Genomic DNA, 16,306 nt, shown 5'->3' on the forward strand with positions numbered 1-16,306 from the left:
AAAACAACCGAGCTCAGTAAATAATGCATCTGCTAGTTTGAAAGGGTAAAATAGCCGCCCTTTAGTGTAGTGAGTGTGTTTTTGATGTCTGTTAACGACCCGTGCTTTATTCCTTTTAATGATGCGATAGCTTTCAATAACACGCTTGCCGAACAAGGGTTGCCTGAATCTTTTACCTTCCCGTTTTATTATCAACCTCATCCATTGACGATACTGGCAGCACAGCAGTTGCAGCAGGAGTTACTTGAGACGAATCCCTGGGGACATAATTTTGGCTTAGACAGCGAACATGACCTTGGCATGGTGATTGGTAAGATGTTTGGTGTGTTGGTGGTCAAAGACACCCTTGGGCAACTTGGTTTTTTAGCCGCATTTTCAGGTAAGTTAGCCGATCAAAATATCTTGCCGCCGTTTGTGCCGCCGGTGTTTGATATGCTGACCCAAGACAGTTTTTTCAGTCATGAAAATAAACAGATTAACCAAATTAATCTGTCGATTAGTCAGCAAGAAGCTAATCCAGTACTGGCAACATTAACCGCGACGTTAACTGCGCAACAACACCAAGCGGAAAGTGAGCTTGAGCAGCAACGTAACGCAATAGTTGAAGGTCGTAAAATGCGTAAGCTGCTACGTGAGCAAGCAGATGATGCATTAGCGCAAGCAAGCATTAACGACGATACCCATAAAACATTGTCTATCGAGTTAAGCCGTCAAAGTGTGCAGCAAAAGCATCAGCTGAACGCGTTAAAGCAACAGTGGCAGACTCAAATCGAAGTCACTAAAGTGGCCTTAGATGCACTTGCGCAGCAAATCAAACAGCTTAAACGTCAGCGCAAACAACTTTCAAATGGATTACAAAACAAACTTTTTGCTCAATATCAGTTTTTAAATGTCTTGGGTGAAGCGCGAGATTTAAACGATATTTTCAATGACGCACCTAACCATTTGCCACCTGCAGGTGCGGGTGAATGTGCGGCACCTAAGTTATTACAATACGCGTTTACACATCAATTGACCCCGATTGCCATGGCAGAGTTTTGGTGGGGTTCATCGCCTAAATCTGAGATAAAACAGCACAAAAACTTCTACCCCGCTTGTCACGGAAAATGCCGACCTATTTTGACTCACATGCTAAAAGGCATGCAAGTTGATAACGATCCACTGTTGATTAATCCGGGTAAAGATCAGCACATTGATATTATTTATCAAGATGATGCGATGGTGATTATTAATAAACCTGCGGAACTATTATCGGTACCTGGCAAAAATATCACCGACTCGGTGTTTAGCCGTATGCAGCAGCTGTTCCCCAATGCGACGGGGCCGCTGATAGTCCATCGCCTAGACATGTCGACCTCAGGCTTAATGGTGATTGCTCTCACCAAAGAAGCCAACAAAGCCCTACAACAACAGTTTATTCAACGCAGCGTGACCAAACGTTATATCGCGTTAATTGATGGGGTGCCTAGCCAAGATGAGGGTGATATTAGTTTGCCATTGCGGGTAGATTTAGACGACCGTCCTAAGCAGCTAGTGTGTTATGAACATGGCAAGCATGCCGAGACGCATTGGCAGGTATTTAAGCGTCAACAACATCAAACCTTAGTTCACTTGTATCCTAAAACGGGGCGAACCCATCAGTTACGCATGCATTGTGCTCATCATGACGGATTGCACATGCCAATAGTAGGTGATGATTTATACGGTGTTGCGACCAACAGATTGCATTTACACGCCCAATATTTAGGCTTAAATCATCCAGTGACCGGCGAAGATATGGTGTTTGAAATCAAAGCCGATTTTGAATAGAGCAGTCGTATAATATAATCGCTTTTTGCTGAAAGTAAATCCGCTAGAAACGATAAAACCGATATTGAATTAACAATATCGGTTTATTTGATTAGTCTCAGTTCTATTGATTAGAAGTTACTAGGTTGCTCTTCTAAATGCATTTGCTCGACTAAACCTTTACCAGTACGTTGTTGGTAGGTAGATTCCGCTTGTTGCATTCTACTACGTCCGCTCGTCACCATGTTTTGGCCTTGTTCAATTGAACTCTCGCCTTCAGCAACATTGGTATTGCCGTCTTCAATCAGCTCTTTACCATCTGCATACTTATCATCAGCATCTTCCCAAGCATCGGCTACATCATCCAACCTATCGACTAACACTACTGCACGGGCACCATTTTGAGCGCCGTTTAATGTATTCGCCATCAACTGAAATAGTTGACGTTGTTGCTGCGCAGCTTGTTTGGCTTGTGCTATTAACGCTTCACCTTCACGAATTTGGTTTTTACCTTTACCGATTAACTCACGCCCATCGATTAATAAACTGTTACCTTTTCTGAGGTCTTTTTGTCCTTGTTCCCACTGTTGAGACAAGTCGAGGTGTTGCTCACCTTCGGCTTTCACTTTAGACGCGAATTATTCTGCGGTGCAGCACATCCAGATAGGCTAATAACACTGACAACAAACAAACTACACAGTACTGATTTCATGTAAACGTCTCTATATATGTGGTTAGGAAAGCGGCGCAATTAGATAGTTTAGTCAGTCAAATAGCAAGTACTGCGGCACATTAAATCGCGTTAATGAATCTAGTGTACTCGGGGGACAACAGCGCCGATTGATAAACTCAATAGTAAAAAACTCATCGACTTTTTATCTGTTTACTCAATTGATTTATTGCACCGTATCACCTCTGGCTATCAGTATGTTTTTGTCACTGCTAATGGGTAAAAATGCTAGCCATATCATTGGCTATTTACGCTGATAATTTTATTTGACGAGCATTCGCCATCACAATAGCACTCTCGAAGAGTAAGCTTATTTGATCAGCTTTATAGCAGTTTATTCTTGAAAGAGATAAGCGAGTCAGTTTGATAGCAGCGTGCTTATATGGAGCAGAAAATACATGGCGGATTACTAACATCGACTTAATTCACGAGGATTACGCTTACGCAAGGAGAAAAAGTACAACAACGGCTCTAAAAAAGCGAACCAGGTGCTTTATTTAGTTAAAAAATACAGTGATTAACTAATGGGTTAGCTTATCAATAAGCTAACCCATATTGATGAATAATGTTACAACTCAAACAACACATCAGTGCGGATAATGTATTTAACCCCAGAGAAAATAGGCTCTGAGCTGTGAATACAATGCAGCGGATGCATGCCATGTGGGAAACACAACACACTCCCCGCAGGCGTTCGCACGTCAACTTGGCGCATATTATCGCCGTGTTTTGCTGGTAAGCTTGGGTTGTCGGCATTGACTAAAAAGCGCGTTGCACCGCCTTCAAAGTCTTCTGTCAGTAAGATTAAAAATGTCAGCAGACTGTAGCGATCACCAAAGGCATCTCGCACTAACTGACCATCTACAACTTGGCTTCCAGGCCACGAACCATCTGAATGTGGCTTAAAGAAATCGCCTTCGTTATAGCGATAAAAACGAAAACGATTATTTAATCCTAAAGCAGCTTTACCACCAAAAATGCCCAAGTTATCATCCATAAGATGCTTAACTCTACTCCAAATCACTTGCTCTGTGGTGTTATCAACCACCCAGGTTAAGCTGTCGTTATGGCGTACATTGCGTGGTAATGACACCGCGGCGTCGGGTAAAAAGCCCATCGACTCACTGACCGAAATTAACCGTTTGCACTCAGCTGGCGTCAATACATTCATTAATTGGAACGCACCTGGTACTTCGGCTAACATTTTTTTACTCACGTTAGCCCGCTCAGCATCAGTCAGCTCTGCTTCATTAAGCTCAGCCACATTAGCTTGATGATTAGCCCATGTTGGCAAAGCCGGATGTTCAGCGCCGGGTTCTAGTGCCACCACAAAATAATCTGAATTTACACTTGTTGTGTTCATTTGTTTATACCTTTAACCATAAAATGGGCTAGCAATGCTTTACTAAAAAGTGTGCTAATGACTGTTTACTAATGATTTTCTACAAATAAAAGCTTACTAATGACGGCTTACTCATCAATAAGGGTTAAACCCAGAAATTAATAACTCATCACTCGCACTTGGGCAAATTGGCGATGCCCTGCAGCAGTACCATGAAAACCAAAACCACTATGCTTTGCTCCTACCCATGGAGCATTGCCCGCACCAGCACCTTGATTAACCCCAACCATGCCAGCTTCAAGTTGTTCAGCAACGGCTTTGGCACCTTGACCACCAAACACGACTGCAGCTAAACCATAGTGACTGTTATTAGCACGACTAATGGCTTCATCAATATCACTAAAACGGCTGATAGCCACCACAGGGCCAAAGGTTTCTTCACGTTCTAGGAGCATGTCAGGGGTAATACCTGAGACCACAGTAGGTTGAATAAACGGTAATGGATACTCATCACTACCGAGTAAAAAGCTCGCTCCTTTGGCTTTGGCATCTTGCAACTGTTCAAGCACTTTTTGGTGTTGGGTTGGATTCACTATAGGGCCAATATTCACATTCGCGTCGTCCCATTTACCGACACGGTAACGACTGGCTAAAGCCAACACCTTTTGTTCAAACTCATCAGCAATACGCTCATCCACGTAAACGCGCTCTGTTGAAGTGCACATCTGTCCGGCATTTTCAAACGAACTAGCGACTGCAAATCTAACCGCGGAATCGATATTAGCGCTAGCCATCACAATCAAGGGGTCATTACCGCCAAGCTCCATCACTAACCTTTTTAAGCCAGACGCAGCATTGGCCATAATGTGTTTACCTGCGGCCATCGACCCAGTAAACGCCACCATATTAATGTCTGCTGCCACTAATGCTTGGCCAAGGGCTTTATCACCTTGAACCACTTGCAACACATGTTCTGGCAGCACCTTATTAAGGGTATTAATGAATAATTCGGCCACCAGCGGAGTTTGTTCAGACGGCTTTAATATCACACTGTTACCCGCAATTAAGGCAGGCATCAGTAAGTTGTTAGCCATGGCTATCGGATAGTTCCACGGCGAAATCACTGCCACTACACCTAATGGTCGATATTGTAATTCGGTGCGATTATCAACTTGTTCAGTGGTTAGTGCATCGCTTATTTCACCGGCAAAATAAGGTGCATTTTGCACTGTACCGCCAACTTCATAGGTGGCACGGCGATAATCTTTACCCATTTCTTGGCCAATTAATGTTGCAAGTTCATCTTGCACTGTCACAAGCTGCTGATATGCCTTAACCACATATTGTTGGCGTTCAATTAATGACAAACGAGCCCACGCCTTTTGTGCAACTTGAGCGTTGGCGACAACTTGTGGTAACTGAGATATCGCTAAGGTTTCAACACTGCCAACCGCAGTGGCTTCAATATGTTCTCCGCCATCGACTTTGTGATAACTAGCGGGATCGTAAGAGGTTAATACTGCCATGGAGAAACATTCCTTAATGGTACTAGTCTAATTAATGTCTATTTTGCTACAATGGAATACAAAAGCAACTAGTATACTTTTAGTAACCTAGAATAACTTAAGTTAAATTAATGAAAACTAAAATTGAAACAATGACTAATGGTCAAAAAAAAGTTATTAATGCTTGTGCTGAACCCTGCTCGGTCGAGCGAGGAATGCGGGTATTAGGCGGTAAATGGAAAGCATCGATATTATGGCACTTGCAAGATGGTCCAGTGCGATTTAATGATTTATCGCGCATGTTAGGCGGGGCGAGTAAAAAAATGGTCGATCAGCGCCTTAAAGAATTAGAAGCCCAAGGACTGGTGACTCGACATGTGATTAGTGACCGTCCTATTGCTGTGTCTTATAGCATTACCGAACTTGGCCGAACTGCATTGGATATTTTAGAACGTTTAAAAGATTGGGCTGATGAATATATTGTTTAACAAAGTACGATGACCTGTTTATCATCACAGATGATTAATTATCTGACAACACAACGGGTTAATGATCACAAAATAATAACACTATGTTAGACTTGTTATAAAAACGGATATGAAGTGCATGGAAGCCTTAAATTAAGGTGTTGTTATTTATGTTCCGCTACTTATCTGTGGTGATTTTCATCATTACATTTTTCAGTTCGCCAGTTTCAAATGCTAGACCTGCAGTCACTTTTTACACAGAAAGTTATCCTCCATTTCAGTCGCTAAATTCTCAAGGAGAATTGGTAGGCTTTTCGATCGATATTTTACATGCTACCCAGCAATATCTTGATTTTGATATCAATATTAAAATCATGCCTTGGAGCCGCGCTTATTATAATGCGCAGAAGTACCCGAATACATTCATTTTTTCAATTGCCAATACCAACAAACGCTTAGCCTATTTCAAATGGATAGGCGACTTTTATACTGTGCAAGATATGATCTATCGAAAAAGTAATCGTCCCGACATTCAGCTTAAAACCATAGATGATATTAATCGTTACTCTATGGCATTATCGCGAAACGATGCCTCACTAGATCGGCTTAAACTCGATGGAATACATCCCAATGTATACCTAGTAAGAAGCCAACTAGCGGCGTTAAGAATGCTTAATTTTGACCGCGTAGATTTGATTTACAATAACGAAGTGGGTTTTCGCGAAGACGTTAAAAAAATGGGCTTTAAACTAAGCGATTTTACCGCTGTATTGCCTGTGGTAAACATGCCCATTGGTATTGCCACCCATAAAGATACAGATGAAGCATTAGCCAAAAGTATGCGCCAAGCATTAAACACCCTAACTCAAAGTGGCCAACTTGAAAGTATAACTGCTCGCTGGTTTGGTGAAGATTTAAGTTCACAATCAATCATACAAACAACTGACATAAAGGCTTTAACTCAAGCTGTACAAAAATAGATTGTTAGTCATGACATCTCTGCAGTGATTTATCTCAGTTATTCCTAACTTCCGCATTAGATGTTCTGAACATCTTCAAGCCACTGGGCAATTTCTTTATCTTCCAAATCTGCCCAAGGTATAACTTGCCAAGTTTCATCTAGCAAAAACTCTTGTCGTAACAACGTTAACTCTTCATCAGTATCATCTTCCCATTCACTAGGCGGCCACTGACCACTTGAATATTCCAATAACATGCCTGATTCAGAATAGATCACCCCGTCAGGTACAACCTCTGAAAACTAAAAGCCCATGTCCTCAGTTCCTGTCACCAACGTAATTATTGGGGCGAATTGTTGCAGTTTTTGAATCATATCAGTACGAGTCATCAACAGCTCCTTAATGTGTATACTTTGATTAATAATTTAGTTGATTGATTAAAATTTTACTGTAAAAACAGTCAAGTACGGATTTTATAAAATGGCTCGTCTATTGACTGGCAGGAGGCTCATATGAGTTATATTTACTTGACCTCGCTATATGAAAGTGTAGCAAAAGCTTTACCCTCAATTGGTGTATCATCTTCCTCAAATGAAATGTTTGTAATTTTATTATCCATGAGCCCAACAGCTACGTAGCTAAGTTTTTTGTATTCATCAGGTGCCCCGGATATTTTGTAAATATATCTGTTGCACGCGCTATTTGGTGGTGCATAAACTCCATGGATTGTAATATTTTCATGGAGGTAGTAAAGCAACGCTGTATAATTAGCGATTTTGTCAGGTATTTCATTTTTTGGAATATCAACTGCACGCATTTGGGTGTAAATGTATTTAACATTAAACCTATTTATAGGGTTAATGGAGTTTTTCAAATCAGATATAAGGTTAATGTAAACTTCTGCATTTTTTAGATTGCAAGTTTCCGCCTGCGCTACTGCCGGCAGCATTAGAAATATTGTTAGCAGAACAGATGCTTTCACGGAACCTCCCTGATAAATATAGCGTTCTAGTTTTTATGCGTTGCGTTTTTTGCAAAAAATAAATCGCTTGTTGGACTTGGCCTATGCCACATCCATATTAATCGGTCACTTTTTACTAAACGCAAGATGCTATAGGAATTTGCTTTTTTGCGGTAGTTGTTTTTTGCACAGTCTTGTAGCTAATCACCTGTTCTGATTACATCTTTTAAGAGAGCTTTTTCGATATTTTAGCTTTTATATTACCCGTTTATGAATTTTGCCAGATATACCTTACTGCCACATAATGGATCATAAATAAGTTACTTGCCTTGCTTGTAATAGGTTTGATTCAACTCTGGAACTTGAGGACGTTGAAGAAAATGACGTGAGCAGGCCAAGGATGGCCATCTAGCTTTCGAGGGGAAGGGACGCCCCATCGGAGGCGTTAGCATTTTTGAATAAGGTCGAAGACGATTAAATACGCGATTTAAAGCTAAATCAATTTCCGTCGCGACCTTTTCGCTCTTTGAAAATGTTGCCGGAACGGCAGGGGTGATCCAAGAGGGGATTGCTGTTGATCCCCTTTTGGCCCGTGCAGGGTGGAACCTTGCGATCTTAATTCAAACGAAGTTTGAAAGATCTGGTGTGGGCGAAGCGCCACGACGTTAGTGGCCGCAGGCCATAATTAAAAATAAAAAATAACTTTAATAATCAAAGCCTAACTGGGCTTTAATACCTTCGTTAAACGCATGTTTAATCGGCTGTACTTCGCTGACCGTATCGGCCAACTCAATGATATCACGGTGACAAGCGCGGCCAGTAATAATCACATGCTGCATCGCTGGGCGATTTCTCAAAGCGGTTAATACTCGCTCAAGTTCGATATAGTGGTAACTGACCATGTAAGTCAGCTCATCAAGCAGCACCATATTTATCGATTCGTCTTTAAGCAGTTTTTCTGCCTCAAGCCAGGCTTCCATTGCTGCTTGGGTGTCTTTTTCTTTGTCTTGAGTTTCCCAAGTAAAGCCGGTACCCATTACATGGAATGGCACTCCAGCACCTTCGAGTAAATTACGTTCACCACAAGCCCAAGTGCCTTTAATAAATTGCACCACTGCGGCTTTATGACCATGGCCCACAGCGCGGGTAATCGAACCAAAACCAGATGTCGATTTGCCTTTTCCGTTACCGGTTAGTACCAGCAAAATACCTTTTTCGTCTTGCGCTGCGGCAATTTTGGCATCAACGCCCACTTTGACTTTCTGCTGGCGGGCTTTATGACGTTCAGCTTTGCTTGCATCAATAGTGTTAGCTTGTTCATTTTCGTGGTTATCAGTTGTCATGAGATTATTCCTTTCAATGTATTCATGTCCAAATGCGCTTCTAATACGTCGGCAAGACGATTTAGTTGCTGCTCGCGAATTTGGTTAATATCGATAGTATGGCGACTGTCTAAGCCAGCCCATTGCAAAATAAGTTGGCATGCAGCGGGATGGTCAAATAATCCATGCACATAGGTCGCTAAAATTTGTTGATCATTACTCACCATGCCATCAAGCTTGGCCATTGCCATTGGCTGCTGGGCGTATTGTTCAATCGATAGCGGCTGGATAACGTCGCTTTGAGTGAGTGAAGACTCACCACAATGGATCTCGTAACCACTAAACTCTGCCTGCTGGTCTTGTAAGCGTAAGTGACCCCTTACTTGAGTTAAGGTTTTGCTGGCAGTTAATACGGTCGTAATCGGTAATAAGCCCAATCCGTCACTGCAACCAGCATTATCTTCAATACCTAAAGGATCATCAATAAGCTCACCGAGCATTTGGTAACCGCCACAAATGCCGATGACTTTACCGCCATAACGTAAATGTTTTGTTAAGGCGATGTCCCAACCTTGCTCACGCACAAAAGCTAAATCTGCACGAACATTCTTACTGCCAGGTAATATGACTAAATCTGCAGCGGGCCAATGGGATGATTGAGCCATGCTCTGCATACTCACATAATGAAAATCAATATGCGGGTGTAAACGCAGCGGATCAAAGTCGGTATGATTACTGATCCTTGGGTACACTAACACCAATACAGACATACGCTGGTTGGCAGATAATGCTGTCGGTAATGAGCTTTGAGGGGTATCAATTAACGCATCTTCAGCGTCTAGATGTAGATCGTGCAAATATGGTAATACGCCTAATACTGGTTTGTTGGTATAGGCTTCAAGCCAATCAATTCCTGGCTGCAACAAGCTGATGTCACCGCGAAAACGATTTATCACAAAGCCTTTTACTCGCACTTGCTCAGACGGGCTTAATAATGCCAACGTACCAACTAAATGGGCGAACACACCGCCTTTATCAATATCAGCAATAATGATCACTGGGCAATCTGCCTCTTCGGCAAAGCCCATATTGGCAATATCACCTTCACGTAAATTGATTTCTGCCGGACTGCCCGCCCCTTCAATCACCACTAACGAGTATTGTTGCTGCAAGCGCCTGTAAGATTGCATCACTGCCGCTAACGCTAAGGTTTTATAACCATGACTCTCGGGTCCGAAAAAGGCCTTGGCTTCTAATGTAGTTAACGCTTTACCGTGAATAATGACTTGGGCGCCAGTGTCTGAACTTGGCTTTAATAATACGGGGTTAAAATCTGTATGGGGTGCTAAACCACAAGCAATAGCTTGCAATGCTTGGGCTCGGCCAATTTCACCGCCATCGACAGTTACAGCACTGTTTAGCGCCATATTTTGTGGTTTAAAAGGCGCGACATTAATGTTTTGACGGGAAAATAAACGACATAAACCGGCAACAAGCGTGCTTTTACCCGCATCAGAGGTGGTGCCTTGCACCATTAATGCGCCACGTAATGGTGGGGCGATTGAAGATTGATCGTCAACCAATGACATTATGCTTTTAAGGCCAACGGTAGGCCTGCGACCACCAAAGTGACTTGATCAGATATTGCGGCTATTTCTTGGTTGAGCCAGCCCGCTTCATCAACAAAACGACGATTTAACTCACCCATGGGAACTATGCCCGAGCCCACTTCATTACTGACTAACACCACATCGCTTTGCAAAGCAGACAAACTGTCGATGAGTAATGACTTTTGCGTGGCCCACGAGGCGCCGTCATTTAACAATAAGTGATTGGTTAATAATAACGTCAGGCAATCGAGCAATATGACTTGTTGTGGTTTATCTATCGCCACCAATGTTTGGCCAACGTCATAAGCTTGTTCGTGCAATGTCCAGCTATGGACGCTGGACATACGGTCTTGTTGGTGTTGATTAATGCGCGCAGACATTTCATGGTCTAACGCTGTGGCTGTGGCTAAGTAAACACAGGAATAACCAATAGCAGCGTATTCCGCCACACATTGCTCTGCATATCGACTTTTACCGCTACGCGCACCGCCCAACACCAAATGAATCATTAGCTTAATCCAACCGCTAAAATAACTAAGTAACAACACACTTCGCTGATTTGCTGCGCAGCGCCTAGTGTGTCACCGGTGTAGCCACCAATTTGTTTACGGAAAAAGCCGCCTAACAAAATGCGTACTAGCCACAAGGTAATAAATAGCACAAACGCCGCCACACCGTTAAGCCATAACAACACAAATATACCGCTGGCGATTAAAATAAATAAATCATTTAATTGCTGATCTTGGGCAATTGGCTTTGATTTGCTGGTGTCGTCATCACGGACGTATTGCTCACTAAAAATCAAGCTTGATGCCACAACGCGGCTGAGTGTATGGCCTGCTACAAGCGCACTGACCGCCGCCATTGGGCTATATAAAGCCAGTTCGACTAACAATTGCCATTTTAGCAATAACACTAATCCCAGCGACAAGGCACCATAACTGCCCAAACGCGAATCTTTCATGATGCGCAGCTTGTCTTCTACCGTCCAACCACCACCAAAACCATCTGCGGTATCGGCTAAGCCGTCTTCATGGAAGGCGCCGGTCACTAATACACCCGCGACCATGGCTAATAAAATGGCAATGCTTGCCGGTAAAATCAGCTGTGCAAGCCAAAATACCAACGCACAAATTAAGCCAATGAGTAAGCCCACTAAACCAAAATAACGGCTAGCTTTGTTGAGCTTATCGCTATCAATCACCACCCACGATGGAACGGGGATCCGAGTAAAAAAACTCATCGCCACAAAAAATAAATTTAACTGCCGCAACCATTTTATCTCGCCAGACATGTTGTTCCCTTAAACCACATTATTAACGCCAGCATCATCGAAACTGGCCATTTGATTGTAAAAATTCACCGCAGCTTGAATTAACGGTAACGCTAACGCAGCGCCAGTGCCTTCTCCAAGTCTTAATCCCAGCGACAACAATGGTGTTGCTTGTAGCTGTTGTAACAGAAGCTTATGTCCTTGCTCTTGCGACTCATGAGCAAAAACTAAATAGTCTCTTGATTGTGGAGATAATTTTACCGCAACTAATGCTGCAGCAGTAGCGATAAAACCATCAATCACCACTAATATTTTTTGTTCCGCAGCCGCCAGTATCGCCCCGGTCATTTGCACTATTTCAAAACCGCCAACGTGAGCCAAAATAGCTTCAGGAGAAACTAACTCATGTTGATGTAAATCAAGTGCTTGGTTAATGAGTTTTGTTTTAATAACCAAGGTAGCATCATCAATTCCCGTGCCTCTACCAACACATTGCTCAACATCAATATTGAGCATAGCTGACATTACCGCAGTCGCAGCAGAAGTATTGCCGATACCCATTTCACCTAAAGCAATTAAATTACACCCGGCATCAACATGGCGAGCAACCAACTGTCGAGCAAATTCAAACCCTTGGGCGACTTTTTCAAGTGGCATAGCCGCCGCTAAATGCATAGCCTTAGTGCCTGCGCCTAAGCGTTGGTCGATAACATTGGCTTGGCCTGTAAGCGGTTGTAATATTCCGCAATCGATAATTTCAAGCTCAAACCCGACTTGGCGACAAAACACATTAATTGCCGCGCCGCCTTGGACAAAATTATGTACCATTTGAGTGGTCACTTCGCTTGGCGCAATCGACACGCCGTAAGCGGCAATGCCATGGTCGGCAGCAAACACTAACATCGTTGGTTTAGTGATTTGCAGCGGTGTGCTTAACGACTGTTTATCGCCGCGGTACTGCACCCGAGCAATCTGTAGCGCCAAGGTTTCTAGCTGCCCTAACGCCCCTAATGGTTTGGTTTTTTGATTAATCTTATGTTGAATATTGGCATCAACATCTGACTTAACGGCTTCTATAACAAACATGGCGACTCCAACAATTCGGGCAGATAAAATTCAATATGATGTATTGCAGCACTCATCCAGCACTCATCCAGTGCTTATCAAAGAGCTTATCTATGTGCTTATCTAATTCTTAGCTATGTGCTTAGCTATGTGCCTATAAAAAGAGCTCAGTGTTTAACGGCGTTGACGCAAAATAAACAAGAAAAACACGCTGCCCAATGCAGCTGTAATAATGCCGACAGGCAATTCTTGGTTAAATAAAATGCATCGTGCTATCACGTCAATCCACACCATAAATAAGCCACCTAACATCGCGGTTAAGATCATCGGCTGACGTCCGGAAAATAATAGCCTAACCGTATGCGGGATCATCAAACCAACAAATCCAATGCCACCACAAGTTGCCACCAACATTGCCGTAATAAGCGAACACAGTAACAGCATACTTAAGCGCAATTTAGCGACATTTATTCCTAACGTATGAGCCGTTTCATCACCCGCTTGCAGCGCCATAATTTGCCGTCTAAATGCCAACATAATCAATAAACTAACCCCTACCGTCACACTGGGTAAGAGTAGATTAGACCAACTGGCTTTAGCAAAACTGCCTAAACTCCAAAACAGTACTGACGCCGCAGCTTGAGGGGTTGAAAAATACAACAGCAAGCTAGTCAATGCCCCAAACAGAAACGACGTTGCTACACCAGACAGCAACATACGTTCAACTTGGCTACTTCGACCAGGTCCCGACAAAATAAACACCACCAACACCGATAAACTGGCGCCGATGAATGCTCCTATCGGTATGCTTAATGTCGACCAAGACCACCAAGGTTGCGCGGTAAAGCTTGGCGCTATAGTCAATACACCAGAAAACATTTCGGCAAACAAACCGGTTTGACTGAATAACGACACCACCAGCACTGCACCAAATGACGCCCCGGAGCTAATGCCAAACAAATACGGGTCGGCCAACGGGTTGCGGGTCACGGTTTGTAATACACTGCCTGCTATAGACAACCCTGCGCCAGCCACAAAGGCCAACAAAATTCTCGGTAAGCGTAATTCAAGCACAATACGTTGGGTTATCGTAACCGCATGTTCACTGCCATCAATCGCACTCGGCATGTCGCCGCCTAATAAGGTATTAAATATCATTAATACGTCATTAAGATGAATGTTGGCCGCCCCAAAACTGGCGGCAAATATCGGGGTAAGCAGCGTAGCCAATACCAACAGACTGAAACAAACGTAATACCGACGTTGCGATGCATCAATCATGATCGGGGCATCCTTTCTGGCTAGGTTGGTAACCATAAAAATAACTGATCAGCGGCTTACCGTGTTGTGGGTGAAGATTAATGTCGCAGCACACACCAAACACCTCACTAATTTGCCGTTCGGTTAGCACTTCTGTTGGGGTACCTTTAGCAATTAATCGTCCTTGGTCGAGTAGCAGTAATTTATCGCACATTGCACTGGCTAAATTCAGATCGTGTATAGAAGCAATAACACTGATGCCTAAAGATGCAACAAGTTCAAGAATTTGAATTTGATAACGAATATCTAAGTGATTGGTCGGTTCATCTAAAATAAGAATATGCGGCTGTTGCACAATGGCGCGGGCAATTAGGGCACGTTGTTTTTCACCGCCAGATAACAGTTCATATTGTTGCTGAGCTTTTTGCTGTAATCCAACTTTGGTTAAGGCACTCACCACACGTTCACGGTCTTGGGCTGTGTTAGAGTCAAACAAGCCTTTATGCGGAGTAAGCCCCATCAACACTAATTGCTCGGTGGTCATGTCAAAATAATGCGGGGTATCTTGTTGCACCACAGCAATATTCTGCGCTAACAACTTAGAGGAATACTCACTGATGGGTTTAGAAAATATCTCAATATCGCCGCTGGTCGGCACAATATAGCGATATAAGCAGCGTAGCAGGCTCGACTTGCCTGCGCCATTGGGACCAATTAGTCCTAGCATCTGGCCTTTAGGCAAACTGAAATGAATGTCCGCCAGAATCGTTTTATTATCGACTTGCCAAAAAAGATGATTTACATCTAATACAGATTCAGACATGAAAGTTAGCCCGCCATGTCCAATTAATTAACACAAACATCTATTTAATAACTCCCCTAAGTCACCCGCTTAGGCATGGATATTGAGGCGATTCAAAGCTGGTATCTGACTTATGTCCCCATATTCGATGGGTACATCTACAGTTGCGGGTACAGTTTGGGCTTATCCCAATTCCCAATACCTTGAAAGGCACTATGGTTTCGACGCAGATTATTACGACAATTATGACGCAAATAACTATTCAAATTACGGCGCTGATAACTATGCCAATAACTATGCCAATAACTATGCAAATTGTGACACTAATGACTACGCACGTTATGGCGCAGATTATTATGCAAATTATTACGCAAATTATTACGCAAATTATTACGCAAATTATGGCGCAAAAATAATGACACTATGGTTATAACGCTCAGCCAATGAAGTGTTACGGCCAATGTAATGTAAAGCTCACTTCAGCGGTATTGCTATTCATTGCTGTCGCTTGAAAAGCGTCAACCTTATCAACATCATCAGGCCAATAGACATCGAGCACCATAATAGCAGCATAGGGGATTGCTAGGTTAGCGAATAATCCGCTAGATTGGCCAACCTTAAGCACATAGCCCATTAAGCAACGCATCACCCCACCGTGAGTAACCACTAACGCATGGGGACAATCGACAGCTTGAGCGGTTTGCGGCACGGTTTGCCCTTGTTGTTCGTCTATTGGCAGTAAACAAGAGTGCTGCTGGTGACACGAGCGCCATAGTTCATCCACCACGCTCATAAGCCCGGTCTCCACTCTCGCAGCAAAATCAATCACCGACTCGGCATTATCTGGCGTGCTATCAGCCGACCATGGGTTATGCCAGTAAGCATCAAATTTAGCAGGGTTTTGTTGGTAAATTGCATCAAACGATTGCCCATCCCAGACGCCAAAATCAATTTCTTGCAGTGCTGGTATCGTCGTTAACGGTAATGTTAATCGCTGCGTTAAAGGCTGGCTGAATTGCTGACACCGTTGCAATGGCGAACTAAACACATGGCTAATTGGATATTGCAGTTCAGCAAACGCTTGCTGCATTTGGGCCATTCCAGTGTCGGTGAGCTTTACATCGGTTTGGCCGCGAAATATTGCCCCACCTTCGCATTCTCCATGGCGCATTAATATTATCTTGGCTTGTTTCATTTAATTCAGCCTTGCTCTAGTGATAAA

The 16,306-nt window shown here is 43.1% G+C and carries 16 protein-coding genes and 1 riboswitch; of the genes, 3 read left to right on the forward strand and 13 right to left on the reverse strand.

Going from position 1 to position 16,306, the window contains the following annotated elements:
• The first annotated feature begins 84 nt into the window (after positions 1-84).
• A complete protein-coding gene (locus tag AAEY94_RS05755) occupies positions 85-1,809 on the forward strand; it encodes an RluA family pseudouridine synthase (RefSeq protein ID WP_101085859.1) in 1,725 nt (574 codons plus the stop codon).
• Between the two features lie 110 nt (positions 1,810-1,919).
• Here AAEY94_RS05755 and AAEY94_RS05760 read toward each other — a convergent pair whose 3' ends face one another.
• The 3 genes from AAEY94_RS05760 to AAEY94_RS05770 all read right to left on the reverse strand — a co-directional run bounded on the left by AAEY94_RS05760 (position 1,920) and on the right by AAEY94_RS05770 (position 5,386).
• Positions 1,920-2,414: a hypothetical protein gene (locus AAEY94_RS05760; RefSeq protein WP_350977859.1), complete on the reverse strand. Its 495-nt coding sequence runs from the start codon at positions 2,412-2,414 to the stop codon at positions 1,920-1,922.
• Between the two features lie 672 nt (positions 2,415-3,086).
• Positions 3,087-3,881 carry a 2OG-Fe(II) oxygenase family protein gene (locus AAEY94_RS05765; protein ID WP_101085861.1) on the reverse strand — a complete coding sequence of 265 codons (795 nt, stop codon included), beginning with the start codon at positions 3,879-3,881 and terminating at the stop codon, positions 3,087-3,089.
• Positions 3,882-4,018: 137 nt separating this feature from the next.
• Entirely contained in the window at positions 4,019-5,386 is a 1,368-nt protein-coding gene (locus tag AAEY94_RS05770; protein WP_350977862.1) for an aldehyde dehydrogenase family protein, read from the reverse strand.
• A gap of 110 nt (positions 5,387-5,496) precedes the next feature.
• Between AAEY94_RS05770 and AAEY94_RS05775 the strand changes: the two genes are divergently transcribed.
• Positions 5,497-5,853, forward strand: a complete 357-nt coding sequence (locus tag AAEY94_RS05775) for a winged helix-turn-helix transcriptional regulator (protein ID WP_101085863.1) — start codon at positions 5,497-5,499, stop codon at positions 5,851-5,853.
• Positions 5,854-6,002: 149 nt separating this feature from the next.
• The gene (locus tag AAEY94_RS05780; protein ID WP_350977866.1) at positions 6,003-6,812 is read left to right on the forward strand and encodes a substrate-binding periplasmic protein; all 810 of its coding nucleotides are present in this window, start codon (positions 6,003-6,005) and stop codon (positions 6,810-6,812) included.
• A 56-nt stretch (positions 6,813-6,868) separates the two neighbouring features.
• Here AAEY94_RS05780 and AAEY94_RS05785 read toward each other — a convergent pair whose 3' ends face one another.
• The 10 genes from AAEY94_RS05785 to AAEY94_RS05830 form a co-directional block, all read right to left on the reverse strand.
• Positions 6,869-7,069 (reverse strand): hypothetical protein, encoded by a 201-nt coding sequence (locus AAEY94_RS05785; protein ID WP_157822771.1) that lies wholly within the window; start codon positions 7,067-7,069, stop codon positions 6,869-6,871.
• 245 nt (positions 7,070-7,314) lie between these two features.
• A complete protein-coding gene (locus AAEY94_RS05790) occupies positions 7,315-7,773 on the reverse strand; it encodes a hypothetical protein (protein ID WP_350977869.1) in 459 nt (152 codons plus the stop codon).
• Between the two features lie 683 nt (positions 7,774-8,456).
• The gene (gene cobO / locus AAEY94_RS05795; RefSeq protein WP_101085867.1) at positions 8,457-9,095 is read right to left on the reverse strand and encodes a cob(I)yrinic acid a,c-diamide adenosyltransferase; all 639 of its coding nucleotides are present in this window, start codon (positions 9,093-9,095) and stop codon (positions 8,457-8,459) included.
• Positions 9,092-10,663: a cobyric acid synthase gene (locus tag AAEY94_RS05800; RefSeq protein WP_350977873.1), complete on the reverse strand. Its 1,572-nt coding sequence runs from the start codon at positions 10,661-10,663 to the stop codon at positions 9,092-9,094. Before AAEY94_RS05800 ends, cobO begins: the two co-directional genes overlap by 4 nt.
• Positions 10,663-11,193 carry a bifunctional adenosylcobinamide kinase/adenosylcobinamide-phosphate guanylyltransferase gene (gene cobU, locus AAEY94_RS05805; RefSeq protein ID WP_101085869.1) on the reverse strand — a complete coding sequence of 177 codons (531 nt, stop codon included), beginning with the start codon at positions 11,191-11,193 and terminating at the stop codon, positions 10,663-10,665. Before cobU ends, AAEY94_RS05800 begins: the two co-directional genes overlap by 1 nt.
• Positions 11,193-11,978 carry an adenosylcobinamide-GDP ribazoletransferase gene (locus tag AAEY94_RS05810; protein ID WP_011636351.1) on the reverse strand — a complete coding sequence of 262 codons (786 nt, stop codon included), beginning with the start codon at positions 11,976-11,978 and terminating at the stop codon, positions 11,193-11,195. The genes cobU and AAEY94_RS05810 overlap by 1 nt, the downstream gene beginning before the upstream one ends.
• 9 nt (positions 11,979-11,987) lie before the next feature.
• Positions 11,988-13,043, reverse strand: a complete 1,056-nt coding sequence (gene cobT / locus AAEY94_RS05815) for a nicotinate-nucleotide--dimethylbenzimidazole phosphoribosyltransferase (RefSeq protein WP_350977876.1) — start codon at positions 13,041-13,043, stop codon at positions 11,988-11,990.
• 153 nt (positions 13,044-13,196) lie between these two features.
• Complete coding sequence (locus AAEY94_RS05820; protein WP_350977879.1) at positions 13,197-14,303, reverse strand: FecCD family ABC transporter permease; 1,107 nt, start codon at positions 14,301-14,303, stop codon at positions 13,197-13,199.
• On the reverse strand, positions 14,296-15,105 hold the full coding sequence (locus tag AAEY94_RS05825; RefSeq protein WP_350977882.1) for an ABC transporter ATP-binding protein: 810 nt from the start codon (positions 15,103-15,105) through the stop codon (positions 14,296-14,298). Before AAEY94_RS05825 ends, AAEY94_RS05820 begins: the two co-directional genes overlap by 8 nt.
• A gap of 79 nt (positions 15,106-15,184) precedes the next feature.
• A riboswitch (cobalamin riboswitch) is annotated at positions 15,185-15,305 on the reverse strand.
• Positions 15,306-15,535: 230 nt separating this feature from the next.
• Positions 15,536-16,279 (reverse strand): histidine phosphatase family protein, encoded by a 744-nt coding sequence (locus AAEY94_RS05830; RefSeq protein WP_350977885.1) that lies wholly within the window; start codon positions 16,277-16,279, stop codon positions 15,536-15,538.
• Positions 16,280-16,306: the final 27 nt, after the last annotated feature.

The organism is Shewanella sp. AC34-MNA-CIBAN-0136, assembly GCF_040309945.1.
Lineage (GTDB): Bacteria > Pseudomonadota > Gammaproteobacteria > Enterobacterales > Shewanellaceae > Shewanella.

Excerpts from the sequence above, each read along its gene's own strand:
- cobT (WP_350977876.1), bottom strand. The coding sequence starts at position 13,043 with ATGTTTGTTATAGAAGCCGTTAAGTCAGATGTTGATGCCAATATTCAA.
- cobU (WP_101085869.1), bottom strand. The coding sequence starts at position 11,193 with ATGATTCATTTGGTGTTGGGCGGTGCGCGTAGCGGTAAAAGTCGATAT.
- AAEY94_RS05825 (WP_350977882.1), bottom strand. The coding sequence starts at position 15,105 with ATGTCTGAATCTGTATTAGATGTAAATCATCTTTTTTGGCAAGTCGAT.
- AAEY94_RS05770 (WP_350977862.1), bottom strand. The coding sequence starts at position 5,386 with ATGGCAGTATTAACCTCTTACGATCCCGCTAGTTATCACAAAGTCGAT.
- AAEY94_RS05820 (WP_350977879.1), bottom strand. The coding sequence starts at position 14,303 with ATGATTGATGCATCGCAACGTCGGTATTACGTTTGTTTCAGTCTGTTG.
- AAEY94_RS05810 (WP_011636351.1), bottom strand. The coding sequence starts at position 11,978 with ATGTCTGGCGAGATAAAATGGTTGCGGCAGTTAAATTTATTTTTTGTG.
- AAEY94_RS05800 (WP_350977873.1), bottom strand. The coding sequence starts at position 10,663 with ATGTCATTGGTTGACGATCAATCTTCAATCGCCCCACCATTACGTGGC.
- AAEY94_RS05765 (WP_101085861.1), bottom strand. The coding sequence starts at position 3,881 with ATGAACACAACAAGTGTAAATTCAGATTATTTTGTGGTGGCACTAGAA.
- AAEY94_RS05775 (WP_101085863.1), top strand. The coding sequence starts at position 5,497 with ATGAAAACTAAAATTGAAACAATGACTAATGGTCAAAAAAAAGTTATT.
- cobO (WP_101085867.1), bottom strand. The coding sequence starts at position 9,095 with ATGACAACTGATAACCACGAAAATGAACAAGCTAACACTATTGATGCA.
- AAEY94_RS05755 (WP_101085859.1), top strand. The coding sequence starts at position 85 with ATGTCTGTTAACGACCCGTGCTTTATTCCTTTTAATGATGCGATAGCT.
- AAEY94_RS05780 (WP_350977866.1), top strand. The coding sequence starts at position 6,003 with ATGTTCCGCTACTTATCTGTGGTGATTTTCATCATTACATTTTTCAGT.
- AAEY94_RS05830 (WP_350977885.1), bottom strand. The coding sequence starts at position 16,279 with ATGAAACAAGCCAAGATAATATTAATGCGCCATGGAGAATGCGAAGGT.